Source organism: Lacrimispora sp. YZC11, from assembly GCF_057543815.1.
In genome coordinates, this window is the sequence record NZ_BAAJYQ010000017.1 from 135,248 (window position 1) to 153,401 (window position 18,154).

Genomic DNA, 18,154 nt, shown 5'->3' on the forward strand with positions numbered 1-18,154 from the left:
AAAGAGCCCCTGCATTGCAGAGGCTGCTTTTTTCATCACCAGGCAATCAGTTTATTCCGCTGCTTTCCCCATCACTTCCTTGTAATTTTCGGGGGTAACGATCACAGCGTCTACGGCTGTTTCCATAGGAACCTCTTTTCCGCTGATCACATCGTATAAAACATTGACCGAGCCTGCCCCTACGGAATCAGAGGAGAAGTAGGCGGCTGCCTTCATGCAGGTTCCGTCGCCTCCCTTGTTGTTCCATTCATCCTTTGCCATATAAGCTCCCAGACCTACTACCGTAGCATTAGCGTCTAAACCTGCGCTCTCCATAGCACGGACTGCTCCGATGGTGCCTTCCTCATTGGCTCCCGTAACCAGCCATTTCTTGATTTCCGGATGGGCGGTAATGACGGACGTAGCTGCTACATTTCCTTTGTCCGTGGTTCCGTCATAATCTGCTTTGTAAATCCGGTCTTTTGGAAAATCAGGGCAAGCTTCCGTAAACTTGTCGTATTCACCCTCCGCACGGGGAACGCAGGAAGAAACCGTGTCCATGGTCAGAATCAGCATTCCGCATTCCGGATCCCCTGTCAGATTATTTTTATTGGCATAATCCGCCAGCCACTGGCCATTGGCCTGTCCGATTACGTAGGCATTAATGCCGACCCATGGAGCGATCTTTTCTCCTGCCTCCGTCTGGAGCGCGTCATCGGCTGCTACAATGGGGATGCCTGCTTCCTTGCATTTATCAACCACGGCCTGGGACATGGTCTGATCCGGAATGCAGGTAACGATTCCCTTTGCCTTATTTGCAATGGCATTGTCAATGGCCTTTAAATACTCTTCCGGGCTCATTTTTGCATCCACATAAATAAATCCATCTCCCTTTTCTTCCACTGCCTTCTGGGCTGCCGCTCCTTCGTCAATGAACCAGGTCTGATCCCCGGCCTTATAAATTCCATAAACAACGCCCTTTCCCCCTGCTTCCGTCTGGGTCCCGCCAGTTGTTGTCTCTGCCGTACCTGCCGTTGTGGTTGCTTCCGGCTTTTCATCGGTAAATCCGCTGCAGGCTGTCAACCCCATTGCCATTGCTGCCGCCAAAATAATTGCTGCTGTTTTTTTCATGTTTTAAAACCCTCCTGTTTTAGTTTTTGCTCTATTATAAGAAAACCTGCCGGTTTTCCATGGAACCCCTATAAATTCTTCATGGATGCTGCCAGTAAATCCCGCTCTCTCTTCTGCTTTCTCAAATAGTCTGTTGCCAGGGCGAATAAGAGAAGGCCTCCCTTTGCCACAAACTGCCAGAAGCTGGGGACATTTACCATGGTAAGACCTGTGTTAAAGGACTGGATCAATATAATTCCGAGAATAGTTCCTCCCATGTTTCCCACTCCGCCAATGAAAGATACGCCGCCCAGTATAACTGCAGTAATGGCGTCAAATTCCAGGTTCACATTGGCCGCCGGCTGACCGGAATTCATACGGGCTGCGAAGATGATCCCTCCGATGGAGCAGAGGATTCCCATCATCACATAGCAGGTGGTAATGATCCTTTTGGGATTTAATCCGGCAAGTCTGGCGGCCTCCATGCTGCCGCCGATGGCATATACACTTCTTCCGAACTTCGTTTTGGAAAGGATGATGCCAAAGATGATGATACAGATCACCATGATCCATACGGAAAGAGGAATGTTTAAGATCCTTGCCTTTCCCAGGATGAGAAAGGTCTTGTTACTGATGGAAACCGGCTTTCCGCCGCATATGATATAGGCAAAGCCTCTGATAATGGACTGGGTCACCAGGGTTGCAATAAAGGCTTCCAGATGAATCCTGTTCACCATAAAGGAATTGAAAAATCCAATGAGGACCCCGCAGCCAATGGTTAAAATCAGCGCAACGCCGAAAGGAACTCCCTTGCCTACCAGCAGGGCAGCCATAACGCCGGAAAACGCCGCCACAGAGCCTGGAGACAAGTCATTTTGCCCCGCAATGATTAAATATGTATGGCCCACTGCCACCAGCCCCACCAGAGAAGCCGCCACCAGGATATTGATCAAGTTCGTAACTGAAAGAAAGTTCCTGTTCAGAGAGGTAAAAAGCCCAAATACCACCACGATTGCCGCCAGCAGTACGATCTTGTCACCGTTTATCTTGATTCTGCTTTTCTTAATTGTTCCCATTATTCCTGTACCTCCCCAATCATACCCAGGCTCAGAAGCTTGCTTTCAGTCGCTTCCTCCGCCGCTATTTCTCCTGTGATTCTCAATGATTTCATAACAATGATCCGGTCTGATAAGCCGATCACCTCAGGAAGTTCGGAGGATATCAGAATTATCCCCAGCCCTTCCCTGGCAAATTTGCAGATCATATGATAAAATTCCGACTTTGCACCTACGTCAATTCCCTTGGTAGGCTCATCCAATATGAGCACCTTTGGATTTGTGCTGATCCAGCGGGCCACAATACATTTTTGCTGGTTTCCACCGGAAAGCTCTACGATCTTTTTGTCAGGAGACGGAGTCTTAATCTTAAAGTCCCGGATTCCGCCAAGCGCCAGTTTCTCTTCCTTTTCCCTGCTGACAAATCCCAGCCTGTTGGAATTGGTATCAAGCAAGGCAATGTTCATGTTGTCACTGACGCTTAAATTTGAAAGAATTCCCTGAAGCTTCCGGTCCTCCGGCACCAGAACGATTCCGTGCTCCATGGCTTCGTGAGGGGAACGGTTTCGTATTTTCTTCCCCTCCAGATAAATCTCTCCGCTCCTTACCTCATCCGCTCCGATGATAGCCCGCATAAGCTCAGTCCTTCCCGCCCCTACAAGACCGGAAAAACCCAGCACCTCACCCTTTCGCAGCACAAAGGAATTCTCTTTCACATAGTCAGTGGATAGGTTTTTCACCTCCAGAAGCACATCGCCGATCACCTTGTTCCTGTCTAAGTTTCTGTATATATCTCCTAAGTCACGGCCCACCATCATGCGGATCAGCTCCGCTTCCGGCACTTTACCCGTCTCCACCGTGGCTACGTAACGCCCATCCTTGAAAATCACCGCCTTATCCGTAATCCTCCGAAGCTCGTCCATGCGGTGGGATACATAAATGATGATCTTCCCCTCTGCCTTCAGCTTCCCGATGATCTTAAACAGGGATTCAATCTCCGAATCCGACAGGGAGGCCGTAGGCTCGTCAAAGCAGATCACCTTTAAATTTTCTCTGGAATAGGCCTTCATGATCTCCACCATCTGCTGATAGGCGATACTTAAATCCTTTACCTTAGCGGTGGGACTGATGGGAAGGCCAAAATCCTCTATGATTTTTGCCGTCATCTCATTTGCCCTGCGGATATCGATGAACCCAAGCCTGTTCACAGGCATCCTTCCCAGATAAATATTCTCCGCCACGGATAATTCTAAAAGAATCTGCCGCTCCTGATATATGACGGAAATCCCTTCCTCAATGGCCTCATGAGGAGACTGAAAATGCTTCTCAACCCCATCCAGAAGATATTTACCCCCGGTAGGCTGGTAATCCCCATTCAGCACCTTTAAAAGAGTGGACTTGCCGGCCCCGTTTTCCCCCAAAAATGCCAAAACCTCCCCGGAGTACGCCTGAAAGGATACCTGGTCCAACGCCTTTACTCCGGGAAAATATTTGGATATATTCTGGAATTCCAATACGCTCCCCATGCCTTACCTCCTCCTTTTTTATTCCAGTTTTAAATTTTTTAATAAATTCATTATATCATCTAACTAAAATTCATCATTATGTAGGCTTGCTCAATCATTGTGAAAAATTGCTCTCATTTAATGCCGTCCCTCCTTTCAATATAATGAAACAGTTAACATCCGTTCAAAATTTTGCCATAATCCACTTTTTTACCGCAAACTGGCTCCGTTACCTTCTTTCCGTACCTGTTTGTCTGCCAGACTGTTTGTCTTCGGGTTTCCGTTGCTTTCTCTTGCTCTGTCATTTTGAAAAATTGCTCTTCTGTTTTTTTGCCCTTTTCCTTTCGGGGGCAAATCCCTATACTGGTTTTAAATGGAGGATATGTTTATGAAAATCAAAACCAGAGAATTATGGAATCAGGCGGGAACCTCTTATACGGTTTATGATATGACTACCAGCCTTGGCATGACGGTTTCTGTAATGGCGCTGGGAGCGGCCATTCAAAAGGTTGCCGTTAGGGATGAAAGCGGCAGGGAACATCCAGTCGCCCTGGGCTTTGAAAATATGGAGCCGTATGAAAGCTGTATCTGCTATGCAGGAGCCACCCTTGGACCTAATGCCGGAAGAATTGGGGAAGCCTTGCTTCCTGTTGGGCCGCAGATATATGAGCTTTCAAAAAATGATGGGAAAAACCAGCTCCACGGAGGGGTAAATAGCTTGTCCTCCCGGCTATGGCAGGTAACATCTGTAGCTTCCTGCCTGGAATCAGCCTCCATCCTGCTGTCCGCAGTCCAGCCTGACGGCCTGGATGGGTATCCGGGCAACAGGGTCTATCAAGTCAAGTACACCTTAGAGGACACCAACTGGCTTACCATAGATTATACCGCCGTGACAGATATTCCGACTTATATCAATATGTCCAACCACATCTACTGGAATCTTTCCGGTGATTTTTCTGTCTCCGGGCTGGAACAGGAGATCCAGATATTCGCCAATAACGTGTGCATAAATAATAAAGATCATCTTCCGTCCGATATAATACCCGCGGCAGATACATCCTTTGATTTCCGTTCTTCCAGGCAGCTTCTGTCCCGGATCCGGTCCGCAAAAACCCCTGTCTGCAAGGAACAGCTTTCCATTGGAAGGGGATACAATAATGCTTACATCCTTAATAGAAATCAGACTTACCGGCCGCTGCGGTTTGCAAAACGGCCCGGAGAGCTTAAAAAGGCCTGCATCCTGCGGGATAAGAAAACCGGCCGTACCCTGGAAATGATGACGGATGCCCCCGCCCTGATTTTATATTCTGGAGGATTTTTACCCTATGGAATGGCTTTGTGCGGCGGTGCATCATCTTTCGCTTCCTGCGCCATTGCACTGGAAGCGCAGGATATTCCGGATGTGATGCATCTGCTGCCCGACAATTACAGGCTCACCACTCCGGAACAGCCATTTTGCAGAACCATCCGCTACCATATTTCATAATGAAGAGTCTGATCCTCTGTTAATAACAGAAAACTTGTGGAAATGGAAAACCCTCTTGCCATACTTTCCCTGTTTATTATAAAATGATTATTAAATAATTATCAAGAAGACAATCAAATGCCAGAAAGGAGAACGGCATGGAACTTAACTGTAATTGCTGCGGCAAACTGTGTACCTCGAAAATTCCTCTTTTTGAACCCCTTTCCTTAGAGGAGCAGAAGGAACTGGTATCAAAGGCCCGGCATTTGGATTATAAAAGAGGGGAAACGGTTTTTCATGAATATGATCCGGCAGATAAAATACTGATCATCCGTTATGGAAAAGTCAAAATCAGCCGCTATACCCTGGAAGGAAAGGAGTATGTTCTTGATATTCTGACAGAAGGCGATATCTACGGAGAACAGAACATATTCGGGGGGAAAGCTTTTGAAGCAAATGCCATTGCCCTGGGAGAATGCGGAGTATGTCTCATCTCCTTGACAGATATTCAGGAGCTGATATTAAAAAAGCCTGAAATCGGAGTCAAAATACTAAACGTGGTGGGTCAGAAGCTGTCGGCGTCAAATGAGCTGGTACAGCTATTATCCGTAAACGATGCCAAGGCCCGGGTCGCCGGTTTTCTTTTATTCAGAAGCAGCCGGATCAAGGAAGAAACCATTGAACTGACCAGAGATGACATTTCCGCTTATATCAATGTCAGAAGAGAGACCATAAGCAGAAAGCTGGGAGAGCTTCGCAAGGAAGGCGCCATTGAGCTGGAAGGGAACCGCAAGATCCACGTCCGCAACAAAGATATTTTAAGAGATGCTTTTGAAAGCGAAGCTTAGAAAAATAATTTTTATTAAATAATGATCTGAATCACATTTTTTATTCTCTTTTACGGATATACTGGCCTTACGAACAAAACAAACGTTTCTGAAATAAAGAGAAGTCAGGAAAGAGGAGGAAAACTATGATTACAGATAAAATGAAGGTAACTGATGTGGTTAAGGCCTATCCGGAAGCGGTTGAGATCTTTAATGATTTTCATATTGATTATTGCTGCGGCGGAAAGGATGTCCTGGAAGAAGCCCTACTGAAGCAGGGAATCGAATCAAAAAGCTTTATTGAACTGCTGAATAAAAAAATTGTGAATCAACCTCATAAATCCAACAAAAGACAAGTGCTGGCTGTGGAACAGCTGACAAATATGGATATCCCTGATTTAATTGATTATATTATCAATACACACCATTCAAAGGAAAGAATCCTGCTGACAGAAATCGATGAGCTGATCAATAAAGTCCTGCTGGCGCATTACGAACACCATCAGGCACAGCTGGTTCCCTTACACGGACTTTTTTCAGATTTGAAAAAAGAGCTTCAGGAGCATTTTGCAAAAGAAGAAAAACTTATTTTTCCTTATATGAAAAAGAGCTATGCCGGGAATCAAGATGTCGGGTATGTGAGGGAACTGGAGGATGAACATGAAGCGGCCGGGAACCTGATAAAAGAGATCACCGCCTGCACCAATGATTTTACAGCACCGGATGACGGCTGCGCTTCTTACCGCCTGGCCTTCAAGAAGCTGCAGGAGCTGGTTAAGGATGTGCACATTCATATATTTACAGAAAACTCACTGCTGTTTCCAAAATATGAAGGAGGAAATTGATAATGAAAAAACTAGTGAAAAACAATGTTTACTGGGTAGGATTTATGGACTGGGAGCTGGAATCCTTCCATGGGGCGGATTACTCTATTAATCATGGTTCAAGCCAGAATGCTTATTTGATCCGGGAAGAAAAGACGGTCCTCATCGACACGGTCTGGAAACCTCATTCTACGGAATTTATAGATAACCTGGAAAGGGAGATTGATTTAAAGGAAATCGATTTCATTGTTGCCAACCACGGAGAAGTGGATCACAGCGGCTCTCTTCCTGCATTGATGGAGAAAATCCCTAATACTCCTATTTACTGTACGGCTAACGGAGTGAAATCCCTTACCGGACAATACCACCACCCGGAGTGGAATTACCAGGTGGTGAAAACCGGAGATTCCATTGATATTGGAAACGGCAAGAAGCTGGTCTTTGTGGAAATGAAAATGCTTCACTGGCCTGACAGCATGGCTACTTATCTGACAGGTGATAATATCCTCTTTTCCAATGACGCCTTTGGACAGCATTATGCCGTAGAAGAATTATTTAATGACAAAGCTGACCAGTGCAGGCTTTGGGAAGAGGCTATCAAGTACTACGCCAATATCCTGACTCCGTTTTCTCCCCTTGTGAAAAAGAAAATAGAAGAAATACAGGGGCTCAACCTGCCCATCGATATCATTGCAACCAGCCACGGCTCCATCTGGAGGGAGAATCCTTTGCAGATCGTGGAAAAATATTACGAATGGTCCCAGAATTATCAGGAAGATCAGATCACCGTTGTTTATGATACCATGTGGGATGGAACAAAGCTGCTGGCCCATAAGATCAGCGCTGAAATCGCACGGATTTCACCGGATACCAGGGTGAAGATCTATAATATTTCCAAGACAAATAAAAATGATATTATGACAGAGGTATTTAAATCAAAAGCAATCGCCCTGGGCTCTCCAACTGTAGGAGGCAGTATCCTTTCTTCTGTGGGAGGATGGCTTGATTTCCTGAAAGAATTGAAATATAAGGGGAAAAAGGCAGCCGTGTTCGGGTGTTACGGCTGGAGCGGAGAGGTAACTAAGGTCCTTCGGGAACGGCTGACAGAAGCCGGTTTCTCGGTGGTGGAAGAGGAAGCCAAGTGTCTTTGGAATCCGGAAGAAGAGGACTTTAACAAGGCAGCTGAGATTGCAAAGGCTCTTTGCCAATAAAATTGTATTCATAAACCTATAAAAAGGCGGATTCTTTGGAATCCGCCTTTCTTACTTTTAATCCAGGATCAGCCTTGCTGCTCCATAAATTCCCGCATCATTTCCCAGCTTCGCCAGGACAATACCACTCTTATTTTGGGAAATAGGAGTGTACTTGTCAAAATGCTTAAAGAGTAAATCAATTAAGAATGCTCCGGCCTTTGAAACGCCTCCTCCAATAACGAAGACCTCCGGGTCTGTTACCATGGAAATCTGAGCCAGGGCAAGGCCCAGGTAATGGCCTACAACCTCCATGACATCACTAGCCAGTGCGTCTCCTTCCTTGGCGGCATCCAGCACATCCTTTGCCGTTACGCTGTCCCCAAATGTCCTGAGAACAGAAGGAGTATCAACCGCAGCCATTTTTCTTCTGGCTTCTCTTGCTATGCCTGTTGCGCTGGCTATCTGCTCCACGCAGCCCACGCCTCCGCAATTACAGCTTTCTGTTTCTTCGTCACGGATATGGATATGTCCGATCTCTCCGGCCAGGCCATGCTTTCCGGCAACGATCTTCTGGTCAATGATAACGCCGCCGCCGACTCCGGTGCCCAGAGTGACCATAACGATATCGTCATAGCCTTTTCCGCCCCCCTGCCACATCTCGCCAAGAGCTGCTACATTGGCATCGTTTCCGCTTTTTACCGGAATGCCATGAAGCATCTCACTCAGTTCTTTTTCCGGATACATATCACGCCAGCCTAAGTTCACGCAGACCTCCACATATCCGCTTGGCATTACCGGTCCTGGGACTCCCATGCCTGCTCCTTTTACCTCTTCTAAGGGAATACTAAGCTCTTTAAGGGTTTTCAGTATGGAAGCGGCGGTGTCACCAAGGATGTATTTTCCGCCTTCTTCCTGTCTGGTGGGAACTTCCCACTTATGGATGAGTTCTCCTGTCACTTCAAATATTCCGATCTTTACAGATGTACCGCCTACATCAACACCGACACATTTCATTCCCATTTTGAATACACTCCTTTTTACCTTTGTATCATAAATCCGCAGTGCAGCTCGCAGAACCTGCGGTTTTACTCGCTCACGGGCATTCGTCCTATGAAATAGGCCATGAGAAGATTTTCTTATGTGCAAGCACAACGAAAATGTTCTCCTGCCCTATTTTGCACTGCTCATTGCTTTCGTGGATATCTCTTAAATGGATCTTGCGGCTTCTGCCACATTTTCCGCTGTAAATCCAAAATGTTCAAATAAAAGATTTGCAGGACCGCTGGCGCCAAAGCCCTTCATGGTCACATAAGTTCCGTCAAGGCCTACATATTTGCCCCAGCCGAAATCACTTAAGGCTTCTACCGCCACGCGCTTGCGGACTGCCTTTGGAAGGACAGATTCCTTATATTCCACGGTCTGTTCCTCAAAAAGATCCATACAAGGCATGGAAACCACACGTACGTTTCTGTCGGCAAGAAGTTTCTTCGCATTGACTGCAAGCTCCACCTCAGAACCGCTTGCGATCAGGATGATCTCTGGCGTGCCTACGCAGTCATCGATCACATAGCCTCCCTTTAGAGCGTCCTTGCTGCTTCCCGGCATAGGTGTTAAGTTCTGCCTTGTAAGAACAAGGGCAGTAGGGGTCTTTTTAGAGGTCAGTGCAGAATACCAGGCTGCTGCTGTCTCTGTCTCATCGCAGGGACGGAACACATGGAAATTAGGCATAGCCCTTAACATGGCAAGCTGTTCAATCGGCTCATGAGTAGGTCCATCCTCTCCCACGCCGATGCTGTCATGGGTAAATACAAAGGTCAGGGGAACGCCCATTAATGAGGATAAGCGCGCCATTGGCTTTGTATAATCACTGAATACGAAAAAGGTTGCCACATAGGTGCGAAGGCCGCCGTGAAGCATCATTCCGTTTCCGATGGCTGTCATTCCAAGCTCTCTTACGCCAAAATGCAGGTTGCGGCCGCTGCTGTTGATTTTTGAAAAGTCACCCATATCAGACATGTTGGTCTTATTGGAAGGAGCAAGATCCGCAGAACCTCCGATTAAGTTGGGCATATAAGTTTTTAAGCGGTTTAATACCTGTCCGGATAAATTCCTGGTTGCATCCGCCTTCTCAGACCGCTTCCAGTAATCCTCACATTTTTCAATGGCCTTTTCTCCTGCATCCGGATCATGGTATGCGCTCCAAAGCTCTTCCATATCAGGATACTCCTGGCAGTATGCGGCAAACATCACATTCCATGCCGCTTCTGTCTCTGCCTTCTCCTCTGCGATCTTCTGATAATGGCTGTACACCTCTTCAGGAACATAGAATGGGTCCATGGAAGGCCAGCCTAAGTTTTCCTTCAGGGCCGTCACATTGTCGGCTCCCAGAGGCTCTCCATGAGCACTGGCTTTCCCCTGCTTTGCAGGGCAGCCATAGCCGATCTGGGTATTAATGGTAATAAAAGAGGGATGCTCTGTATCTGCTTTTGCTTCTTCAATGGCTCGTCCAATGGCTTCTAAATCGTTTCCATCCTCAACGGTAATGGTCTGGAAATGGAACGCTTCCATACGCTTCCTGACATCCTCGGTAAATGCAATGTCAGTGCTTCCTTCAATGGAAATCTGGTTAGAGTCATACAATACGATCAATTTCCCAAGGCCAAGGGTTCCTGCCAGGGAAAAGACCTCAGAGGAAATACCTTCCATCATGCAGCCATCTCCACCCAGTGCATAGGTGTAATGATCAACAACCGGGTAATTCTCTTTGTTGAATACGGCTGACAGATGTTTCTCTGCAATGGCCATACCAACTGCCATGCCCATACCTGCGCCCAAAGGTCCTGTGGTAGCTTCCACGCCAACGGTGTGGCCATACTCCGGATGTCCTGGAGTCTTTGAGCCATGCTGGCGGAAATTCATCACATCCTCTTTTGATAAATTCCCATAACCAAATAAATGGAGCAGGGAATACAAAAGCATGGAACCATGACCTCCGGATAAGATAAAGCGGTCCCTGTTAGCCCAGTCTGGATCTGCTGGATTGTGGTTCATGTGGTTTGCCCATAATTCATAAGCTGCTGATGCGCAGCCTAATGGAAGTCCCGGATGTCCGGAATTGGCTTTTTGGATGGCGTCCGCAGATAGGACACGGATTGCATTGACTGACATGGTATCGATGTTGCTCATTGGTATTGTCCTCCTATTTGTAATCTTATTTCTTTCATGTTTTGGGGGCCGGTTACGATCAGAGTATTGGGGAACCTGCCGTTTCGGATCTTAGATATCGGAAAATCAAATGTCCCGGCAAACTTAAGCCTTCCGGACATGTTATAGACTCTGCAAGAATCTTCATTATACAAAATTACATGGTCCCCGTCAATATCAGCATGGGTGTACTGGTATTGGAAAGCTTTGGAAAACACAAGATTTCCATTTGGTTTGTAAATATCCAGCCGGTAGGGATTTTCTCCTTCCGGGTTGTCCACAATAAGCCCTACATATTTTTCCGAATAAAACACACTCTTTATCTCTTCTTCCACAGCTACCTGCCGGATCAGCTCCGGAGAAAGCTCATTCTTTGTGGAATAAAAGGATATGCTGTTGTCAGCAAAAGCACAAGAGTATGTATCGTCAAGGAACTGGACCCGGGCAACAAGCGAAGAATCATAAGGCTCGTCAAAACCTCCCACCAACCTGTCGGGAATGCTTTTACCGATCTCTGCAAAATTGTGGAACGCCACCCTGCCGTTTAAAGTCCCGTTTTTCAAATATGCATAAGCCCCGATGAGCTGATTACCGTCAGGAGACAAGCCAATATCCACAGGATATCCGGAATCTCCCCCTAAAAGTGCCTTGATCTTCACATCCAGGGCGCTTCCATCCCGCTTAAAGAAATAAACATAATTTGATGTGGAGTCCTCCAGGATTGCGGCCACCACTCCGTAAGAGGACACCGTTGCCTTCACAATAGGAAGTACCGTGGTCGCTATGCCGGTATTTCCTGTCTTATCAAAGATATAGATGGAATTTCCCTGCTGGTCCGCAATGGCCGCATAATTTCCGTTTACACATGCCCTGGGAGATTTCATCTCATAGCTTTGTATCCATACTTCTTTCCCCTGGGAATCCAGATAGGAGGCGCCGTCCTTGCTGTATTTTAATACATTGGAACCAAAGCTTAAATATCCCACATAGCTTCCCTCGTTCATTTCTTTCGCCCAAGCTACACTATATTGGGTATATTGATAAAGGGTAAAATACTCATATACCCCTATGGCTCCTGCCAGAAGCACCAAAAACAACACCAGAGCAATCCTGATCCTTCTTTTTTTCACCCTGGTGAGGGCTTTCTTTATGATTTCCTGGCTGTTTTCGCCCTCCTGAGGAGAAGATGAAACAATCTGCCGCCGAAGCTGGTTTTTCTTAATCTCTCTATTCATAGAGTTCCTGTCACTCATGCTCTTTTCTCCCAAAAATGCCCATATATACTGGTAGTATACATCATTTCGGGAAGAAACGCATTATAATTTTCTATGGAAGAAGTAATTTCTGGCCGGCTACAATCTTATTTTCATCATCCAGACCGTTGAGCTCACAAATTTCCTTTAATTTATTTACCGTATGATATTCCGCTATGCAGATACCGTAAAGAGTCTCCCCCTCCTGTACCACATGTACCCGCTGACTTCCGTTTGCCGCCGCCTCTGTTTCCTGGACAGCAGCCTGAGTTGCTGCCTGAGTCGCTGCCTGAGTCTCCGCCTGAGTCTCCTGGGGCATAGTTTCTGCTGCCTTGCTCTCAGCCAAGGTCTCCGCCTGGGATTGTGCCGGCATTGTCTCAGACATGGTCTCCTTACTCACTGCAGTGGTAGGATAAACGCCTCCCTCTGCCTCTTCCACAACCACCTTGGACCCGCCGCTTATTCCCTTTTCCGTGCCCTTCTTCCCAATCAGAATCTGTTCCGCCTTGGCCGGAATGGCCGATGCGATCACACTTTCCATACTCCGCATCCGTTCATAGTTGTTAAACATAACAATTCCGCCAGCTAATATGACGACTGACATGGCCATACACATGCCCCGGAGAAGTCCTACCGTCTGATGCCGGTCCGTAACTTCCACCTTATGCTCGTCCATCCGCTTGCGGAATTCTTCGATTACCTTATCATTTGTATCAGTTTCGATACGTTTTACATCCTTTCGCAGTACCATATAGTCCTGCATCATCTGGTTTCGTTCATAATAAATGCTGTATCCACGCAGCTTGTAAAATCCATCCTCCGATGTTATGTAAATTGATTCATCTCCGTCTGCTCCATTGCTTAAATACATCAGCCTGTTGGGTCCCCCAAAATACTGAACATGCTGTTTCCAGTAATTGATGGGACTTAGATCATCTCCCGGCCTGCCGCACAAAAACCAGCCCTGAATGGTCCGCTTTGGAAAAAGCTGTTCCATATTCCGATAGGCTCTCTTCCAGGACAGCTCGGAAAACACCACCCTGCCTCCGGCCTCCGTCACATCCTCCATTTCTAAAGCTCCGTCAATGAAGATATATGGCGTTCCGTCATTGAATTCTATGCCGCCTAACAGAAGACCAACCCGCAGTTCCTGTCCACCTGCAGGATACAGACGTTTCAAATAAGTATTTACATAATCTTCCACATACAATTTTACAATCTGATCCCTTTCCCCAATCTGCCTGATATTCTTCGGCAGCTTCGGGAACGGATTATATAATTCACCCATTGGCTCACCTCGCTATTCTTTTTAATCCAATGAATCATAGCATACAACAGGTGAAAATCGTGTCAAAGCAGGGCAGTGTTTTCCCATAACTTTTCGACAAGATAAATACTATAGCTGATGCAGTCAGCCATGCGCATAACAATGGAAAGCCGGATGCTCTGCAGCATCAGAGGGTCATAATTTCCGCAGCTTCCTACGATCCCGGTAATAAAAATATCCCCTACGGCCCGAAGCTCTTTGCTGACGCCAAGGCCAGGCTTTAACGCTCCTTTTCCCAATGTCACATAGCCGATGTGTTCCATACTCCCGACGGAAGCATCCACTGCCACCACCACATGATTCGGATAACGAAGCTTTAAAATGGTCTGGTAAGTATCCAGATTCATGGCATGGACCGGACGTTCCAGTGTCCCCAGGATTTCTAAGTACTCCAGCTCTTTTTCCTTCAGCTTGTAACCGATGAGCGGCCCAAGACTGTCTCCGGTCGAGCGGTCGGTACCAATGCATAAAAACAGCACTCCCGCCACCTTTCCGTTCTCCTGCTCCGTAAGTATCATGTCGTAAAGCCTGGAAGCAAACTCCTCTGCCTGGAATGCCTGCTTGGTATCATAATAAAAAACGTCCCGGTTTCCGCGGATCGCAATTCTTTCCCATAATCTCATAATATCCTGCCTTGCTGTCCTTATTTTCTCTGTTCTATTATAAGCCGGCGTTTATGGATTTATTCATTTGCCCGGTCAGGAAATATCATGGGGAAAATCAGTATGCCTTTGGTTCACCGAAAGGAGGATTTTCTAAATTCAGGGTGAAAAGCCCTGCAGCAAGCTGCAGGGCTTTCCACCTTATTCTTTAAGACTCTTATAAAGGGTTTTTGCTTCGCTGATGGAGGAAGCCTTGCCCATCCGGATCATATCGGCCAGTTCGTCAAGCCTCTCCGGAACCATAAATTCTTTTCCAATATAGGACGCATAGTTGTCATTGATAAACAAGGTCTGCTCCTTTACCCTGACTTCTGCCTCCTTGGCGTTAGCTGCTGCCGCTTCATAATCTTTCTCAAGCATTGCGATCTTTTCCCTGCTGTTGCCGGCGATCTCATCGGACAGGATCGTCCGTGTTACCTTATCAAAGGTATTTAAGGCTTCCCGCTTCTTATCGGCAATATCTGATAAGTCCTGGTCGATCCGGGCAATCTCATCATCGTATTTTTCCAAATTGTATACGGCTTCATCACGGTCCCGTTTTATGGAATGAACGATAACACGGATCTTATGTTTGTTGGACTTAATAATGTCCCTGATAGACCTTCCTTTCCTCAATGCCCCCTGATGCCTTACCTTGGTAAAATTATTGATGAGGATGTAAAGGCCCCCAAAAAACAGAATAGCAGCAAAGTAAATTCCCATGAGGTAGAAAGGTGATTTCTCTGGAAGCAGCAGATAGATTCCACAGGGGATTGCAAGAAAGAAAAGGAATATATTAAAAAGCAGCACAAGGAACTCTGAAAATCCTCTGGGAAGATATAAGGCATAATACCAGCCGCTTTTACAAAATCCAGGAACCCGGTCCTGCTGGAAAACAGACTTCATCTGCAGCATTAATTCACGGTTGTTTCCCTTAAGCTCTGCCGTCTCCTCTTCAATCCTCTCCCTGACTCCCTGGGTTTTCGCCTTCTCCCGCTTACTTCTCATCCGTTTTAAGCGTTCTTGTTCCCTGGCAATTTCCCTGTCATAAGTGTCGCTGATTTCCTCGATCCGTCTCTTCACCGTAAGGCTGATGGCATCTGTCACAGCCTTTCTTTCTGCCTCCAGTTCCTTTTCCAGACGTTTCTCCTCCAGACGGAACTTTTCCAATAAACTCCTGCTCGTAGATAACTCCTGGACAGCCCTGCAGGCCTCTCCAAGAAATCCAACCTGATCTGTTATGGGTTGCGCCATCTTAAGTCTTCCTCCTTCGGTTTTTTCTACAAAGATTCTATCATATCTTTCATTGTTTTACAACGTCCGGCATTTTCCTTCTTGCCTTTTTCTGCGTAATAATGCTATAATCGTTGCATCATAAAAACAACTGATAGCATCCCCTTATTTCAGAAAGGAAAATTCGTTTATGTTTCGTATGTGGGCAAAATTAATGAGAGACACCAGGATCATGAAAGACACCGTTATCTGCATATCCGACTACAGTCTTTCCAGGACTGCCATGGTCTTTCAGGCGCTTGACGACATCTGCCTCCAGTTCGATCTTGGAAAGCCCATGTGGTTGGATGCAACCGTACATGAATTTCAAAAACATTCCAAAGCCCGGTTTAACCAGGATAATTTCATAGAGCACATTGATTTCGATTTTCTGGAAATTCAGGTCATCGAAGAATAGGCGGAAGAAGTGTTCGTGCACCATACGGCATAGTCAGCTTTGACTATGCCGTTTTGCTGTTGTATTCGCTGGTATTATGCCGTACGATCACACTTACGGTTTCAAACTGTTATCTGGCGGCGGCCTGCATATAATGCTTATACAGGGCCCCAAAACGATGAGAATAGGATGCTGCCCAGGGTTTTCTCTTTCCGCAGAAATGAAGAACCGCCGTGTTTTGCATCACCCACTCCAGATTAATAATGCCGCCGCTTCTTATCAGGTAATTGGAATAATACCTGGCATCATAGTTCCATATGGCGTCGTCCACCTGCATGGTCTGCTGCCCATACAGGAAATTAAAAACATCCTGATCCGGGAGCAGAAGATCCGATTCGTGTTCACTGACGCACTTAAAAATATCATCTGTCCTGACTAACTCCCTGGCCCTTTCTAAATCCATCAGCACAACACCTGTATTGTAATAGTCGTGCTCGGTACCCAGCCTTACACGGTTGATATCATTCATTATCTCCGTAATTCCGGTATGAGACGCAGCAGCAAAGGCACGCCCTTTTAGCTCCACATCCCACAATGGGCGGAGGGGATTAATCACCAGGATATCCGGATCAAGATATAGAACCTTTTCTAAGGACTCAGGCAGAAGATGAGGAGCCAGCAAGCGGTAATACATCTCCTGGGGATACCTTTTTGAAATGGGGGCATTCTGGAATATTGCACGGTCTACTTTCAGAGGAGTTAAGGGTACGCAGTGCAAGCCACAGTATTCCTCCAGAGCTTGCAGCTCCTCCTGGGGAATCGCGCTATGCAGAAGCCAGACGTGTACGGTTTCCCGCGGATTATTATTAATCAGAGACATTAGCATGGTTTGAAACGGTTTTATATAGTTTTTATCAAAGGTTACAAGCAGATTGATCCGGTCATTTTGCATGATTCTTCTCCTTCCCTGGCAAAGTTGTGTTTGTATTCTTCAATGCCAAAACATTACGAATTCCGTAAAGAACAAGGGAAACTAACATCATTACGATGCAAATTGCAATAAGGATATCCGATAATATCCTGGGAATGTCATTCCATATCACATGAAGGATCATCATGGCATAAAGCAGAATGGTGGCTGCTTTTCCATGCCAATTTGCTCCGAAAACCTGCCCCGTGTTCCGGATCACCAAAAAGCCTGTGATTCCTGCAAATATCTCTTTCAGAATCAAAAGTACAAGCGGCGCCATCATAAAGGGAAAGCGGGTGACAAGGCAAAAGAGCATAGCCCCCTGGGTCAGCTTATCAGCAATTGGGTCTAATACCTTGCCCAAATTACTGATCATATGAAAACGTCTTGCAATAAAACCATCCACAACATCTGTCAGGCCAGACAGGATCAACAGGCCTCCTGTCCATAAATAATCCTGCTTTACGTAGTATAACCAGACTAGAAGCGGTATCATGCATATGCGAAAAGCGGAAAGCATATTGGGGATTGTCAGGATCTTATTTTGGGGTTCTCGATTCATAATTCTCCTTTCTGCTTGTTTTCATAACCTGCTTTACTCTTTATTTATTTCTTCACGCAATAGGGTAATATATTTTCCCATCAATGCGATAAATGTCTTAAGCTCCTGCTCCGGCATCTTTTCAATGGCTCTCTGTTCTGCTTCATATATATGCAGAACCCTGTTTTCACCAAACTCTTTTCCTGCTTCGGTCAGACGGATGATTTTCCGGTTTCGTGTGCCAGGAACTGTTTCCAAAAATACATAGCCTTTTTTTGTTAAATTTGCGATTACGGAGTTGACGGTTTGTTTCGGCAAAGACCATATATCGCAGATATTTTGCTGGGAATACTCACCTCCCAAGACCAAAAGGGCATACCATACCCAAAGTTCACTGTCTGAAATTCCGGATTTTATAGCAGCATTGCGATAGATGGCTGTAAGTTCCTTTTCATGTTGGTTTAAAATTCCCTGTTGCTTTTTGATTTGATCATCCATTCCAGAATCTCCTCTATCATAAAGTATCCGATTTCGGACACTTAAAGTTTAGTCTGAAATCAGATACTTGTCAAGCAGATTTATAAAATCTAC

At 46.1% G+C, this 18,154-nt stretch carries 17 protein-coding genes; 5 read left to right on the forward strand and 12 right to left on the reverse strand.

Annotated features, from left to right (window positions below; translation table 11 throughout):
* Window positions 1-51 precede the first annotated feature (51 nt).
* The 3 genes from AC27IJ_RS19915 to AC27IJ_RS19925 form a co-directional block, all read right to left on the reverse strand.
* On the reverse strand, window positions 52-1,110 hold the full coding sequence (locus AC27IJ_RS19915; RefSeq protein WP_312445502.1) for an arabinose ABC transporter substrate-binding protein: 1,059 nt from the start codon (window positions 1,108-1,110) through the stop codon (window positions 52-54).
* A gap of 68 nt (window positions 1,111-1,178) precedes the next feature.
* Window positions 1,179-2,165 (reverse strand): ABC transporter permease, encoded by a 987-nt coding sequence (locus AC27IJ_RS19920; protein WP_312445501.1) that lies wholly within the window; start codon window positions 2,163-2,165, stop codon window positions 1,179-1,181.
* Window positions 2,165-3,670, reverse strand: a complete 1,506-nt coding sequence (locus AC27IJ_RS19925) for a sugar ABC transporter ATP-binding protein (protein ID WP_312503499.1) — start codon at window positions 3,668-3,670, stop codon at window positions 2,165-2,167. The genes AC27IJ_RS19920 and AC27IJ_RS19925 overlap by 1 nt, the downstream gene beginning before the upstream one ends.
* A gap of 367 nt (window positions 3,671-4,037) precedes the next feature.
* Between AC27IJ_RS19925 and AC27IJ_RS19930 the strand changes: the two genes are divergently transcribed.
* The 4 genes from AC27IJ_RS19930 to AC27IJ_RS19945 all read left to right on the forward strand — a co-directional run bounded on the left by AC27IJ_RS19930 (window position 4,038) and on the right by AC27IJ_RS19945 (window position 7,976).
* A complete protein-coding gene (locus AC27IJ_RS19930; protein ID WP_312503497.1) occupies window positions 4,038-5,135 on the forward strand; it encodes an aldose epimerase family protein in 1,098 nt (365 codons plus the stop codon).
* A 137-nt stretch (window positions 5,136-5,272) separates the two neighbouring features.
* Window positions 5,273-5,962, forward strand: a complete 690-nt coding sequence (locus tag AC27IJ_RS19935; RefSeq protein WP_487150507.1) for a Crp/Fnr family transcriptional regulator — start codon at window positions 5,273-5,275, stop codon at window positions 5,960-5,962.
* Between the two features lie 125 nt (window positions 5,963-6,087).
* Complete coding sequence (locus tag AC27IJ_RS19940; protein WP_312445494.1) at window positions 6,088-6,786, forward strand: DUF542 domain-containing protein; 699 nt, start codon at window positions 6,088-6,090, stop codon at window positions 6,784-6,786.
* 2 nt (window positions 6,787-6,788) lie between these two features.
* Window positions 6,789-7,976 carry an oxygen-binding di-iron domain-containing protein gene (locus AC27IJ_RS19945; protein WP_487150509.1) on the forward strand — a complete coding sequence of 396 codons (1,188 nt, stop codon included), beginning with the start codon at window positions 6,789-6,791 and terminating at the stop codon, window positions 7,974-7,976.
* 57 nt (window positions 7,977-8,033) lie between these two features.
* Here AC27IJ_RS19945 and AC27IJ_RS19950 read toward each other — a convergent pair whose 3' ends face one another.
* From AC27IJ_RS19950 to AC27IJ_RS19975, 6 genes are all read right to left on the reverse strand, one after another.
* Complete coding sequence (locus AC27IJ_RS19950) at window positions 8,034-8,978, reverse strand: ROK family glucokinase (protein ID WP_312445490.1); 945 nt, start codon at window positions 8,976-8,978, stop codon at window positions 8,034-8,036.
* A gap of 186 nt (window positions 8,979-9,164) precedes the next feature.
* Window positions 9,165-11,144, reverse strand: a complete 1,980-nt coding sequence (tkt, locus tag AC27IJ_RS19955; protein WP_312445488.1) for a transketolase — start codon at window positions 11,142-11,144, stop codon at window positions 9,165-9,167.
* Window positions 11,141-12,415 carry a DUF5711 family protein gene (locus AC27IJ_RS19960; RefSeq protein ID WP_487150512.1) on the reverse strand — a complete coding sequence of 425 codons (1,275 nt, stop codon included), beginning with the start codon at window positions 12,413-12,415 and terminating at the stop codon, window positions 11,141-11,143. The genes tkt and AC27IJ_RS19960 overlap by 4 nt, the downstream gene beginning before the upstream one ends.
* Before the next feature lie 73 nt (window positions 12,416-12,488).
* Window positions 12,489-13,703 carry a LysM peptidoglycan-binding domain-containing protein gene (locus AC27IJ_RS19965; protein WP_312445484.1) on the reverse strand — a complete coding sequence of 405 codons (1,215 nt, stop codon included), beginning with the start codon at window positions 13,701-13,703 and terminating at the stop codon, window positions 12,489-12,491.
* Window positions 13,704-13,765: 62 nt separating this feature from the next.
* The gene (gene yyaC, locus AC27IJ_RS19970; protein ID WP_312445482.1) at window positions 13,766-14,365 is read right to left on the reverse strand and encodes a spore protease YyaC; all 600 of its coding nucleotides are present in this window, start codon (window positions 14,363-14,365) and stop codon (window positions 13,766-13,768) included.
* A 180-nt stretch (window positions 14,366-14,545) separates the two neighbouring features.
* The gene (locus tag AC27IJ_RS19975) at window positions 14,546-15,637 is read right to left on the reverse strand and encodes a hypothetical protein (protein WP_312445481.1); all 1,092 of its coding nucleotides are present in this window, start codon (window positions 15,635-15,637) and stop codon (window positions 14,546-14,548) included.
* A gap of 169 nt (window positions 15,638-15,806) precedes the next feature.
* On the opposite strand from AC27IJ_RS19975, the gene AC27IJ_RS19980 reads away from it, so the two are divergent.
* On the forward strand, window positions 15,807-16,073 hold the full coding sequence (locus AC27IJ_RS19980) for a hypothetical protein (protein ID WP_312445479.1): 267 nt from the start codon (window positions 15,807-15,809) through the stop codon (window positions 16,071-16,073).
* 109 nt (window positions 16,074-16,182) lie between these two features.
* Here the strand turns inward: AC27IJ_RS19980 and AC27IJ_RS19985 are convergent, their stop codons facing one another.
* The 3 genes from AC27IJ_RS19985 to AC27IJ_RS19995 are packed head-to-tail and all read right to left on the reverse strand — an operon-like array spanning window position 16,183 to window position 18,061.
* The gene (locus AC27IJ_RS19985; RefSeq protein ID WP_487150515.1) at window positions 16,183-17,004 is read right to left on the reverse strand and encodes a glycosyltransferase family 8 protein; all 822 of its coding nucleotides are present in this window, start codon (window positions 17,002-17,004) and stop codon (window positions 16,183-16,185) included.
* Complete coding sequence (locus AC27IJ_RS19990; protein WP_312445475.1) at window positions 16,994-17,584, reverse strand: CDP-alcohol phosphatidyltransferase family protein; 591 nt, start codon at window positions 17,582-17,584, stop codon at window positions 16,994-16,996. Before AC27IJ_RS19990 ends, AC27IJ_RS19985 begins: the two co-directional genes overlap by 11 nt.
* Before the next feature lie 33 nt (window positions 17,585-17,617).
* Window positions 17,618-18,061: a MarR family winged helix-turn-helix transcriptional regulator gene (locus AC27IJ_RS19995; protein ID WP_487150517.1), complete on the reverse strand. Its 444-nt coding sequence runs from the start codon at window positions 18,059-18,061 to the stop codon at window positions 17,618-17,620.
* Window positions 18,062-18,154: the final 93 nt, after the last annotated feature.

Coding starts and splice junctions, on each gene's coding strand:
- AC27IJ_RS19915 (WP_312445502.1), bottom strand. CDS start 1,110: ATGAAAAAAACAGCAGCAATTATTTTGGCGGCAGCAATGGCAATGGGG.
- AC27IJ_RS19920 (WP_312445501.1), bottom strand. CDS start 2,165: ATGGGAACAATTAAGAAAAGCAGAATCAAGATAAACGGTGACAAGATC.
- AC27IJ_RS19925 (WP_312503499.1), bottom strand. CDS start 3,670: ATGGGGAGCGTATTGGAATTCCAGAATATATCCAAATATTTTCCCGGA.
- AC27IJ_RS19930 (WP_312503497.1), top strand. CDS start 4,038: ATGAAAATCAAAACCAGAGAATTATGGAATCAGGCGGGAACCTCTTAT.
- AC27IJ_RS19935 (WP_487150507.1), top strand. CDS start 5,273: ATGGAACTTAACTGTAATTGCTGCGGCAAACTGTGTACCTCGAAAATT.
- AC27IJ_RS19940 (WP_312445494.1), top strand. CDS start 6,088: ATGATTACAGATAAAATGAAGGTAACTGATGTGGTTAAGGCCTATCCG.
- AC27IJ_RS19945 (WP_487150509.1), top strand. CDS start 6,789: ATGAAAAAACTAGTGAAAAACAATGTTTACTGGGTAGGATTTATGGAC.
- AC27IJ_RS19950 (WP_312445490.1), bottom strand. CDS start 8,978: ATGGGAATGAAATGTGTCGGTGTTGATGTAGGCGGTACATCTGTAAAG.
- tkt (WP_312445488.1), bottom strand. CDS start 11,144: ATGAGCAACATCGATACCATGTCAGTCAATGCAATCCGTGTCCTATCT.
- AC27IJ_RS19960 (WP_487150512.1), bottom strand. CDS start 12,415: ATGAGTGACAGGAACTCTATGAATAGAGAGATTAAGAAAAACCAGCTT.
- AC27IJ_RS19965 (WP_312445484.1), bottom strand. CDS start 13,703: ATGGGTGAATTATATAATCCGTTCCCGAAGCTGCCGAAGAATATCAGG.
- yyaC (WP_312445482.1), bottom strand. CDS start 14,365: ATGAGATTATGGGAAAGAATTGCGATCCGCGGAAACCGGGACGTTTTT.
- AC27IJ_RS19975 (WP_312445481.1), bottom strand. CDS start 15,637: ATGGCGCAACCCATAACAGATCAGGTTGGATTTCTTGGAGAGGCCTGC.
- AC27IJ_RS19980 (WP_312445479.1), top strand. CDS start 15,807: ATGTTTCGTATGTGGGCAAAATTAATGAGAGACACCAGGATCATGAAA.
- AC27IJ_RS19985 (WP_487150515.1), bottom strand. CDS start 17,004: ATGCAAAATGACCGGATCAATCTGCTTGTAACCTTTGATAAAAACTAT.
- AC27IJ_RS19990 (WP_312445475.1), bottom strand. CDS start 17,584: ATGAATCGAGAACCCCAAAATAAGATCCTGACAATCCCCAATATGCTT.
- AC27IJ_RS19995 (WP_487150517.1), bottom strand. CDS start 18,061: ATGGATGATCAAATCAAAAAGCAACAGGGAATTTTAAACCAACATGAA.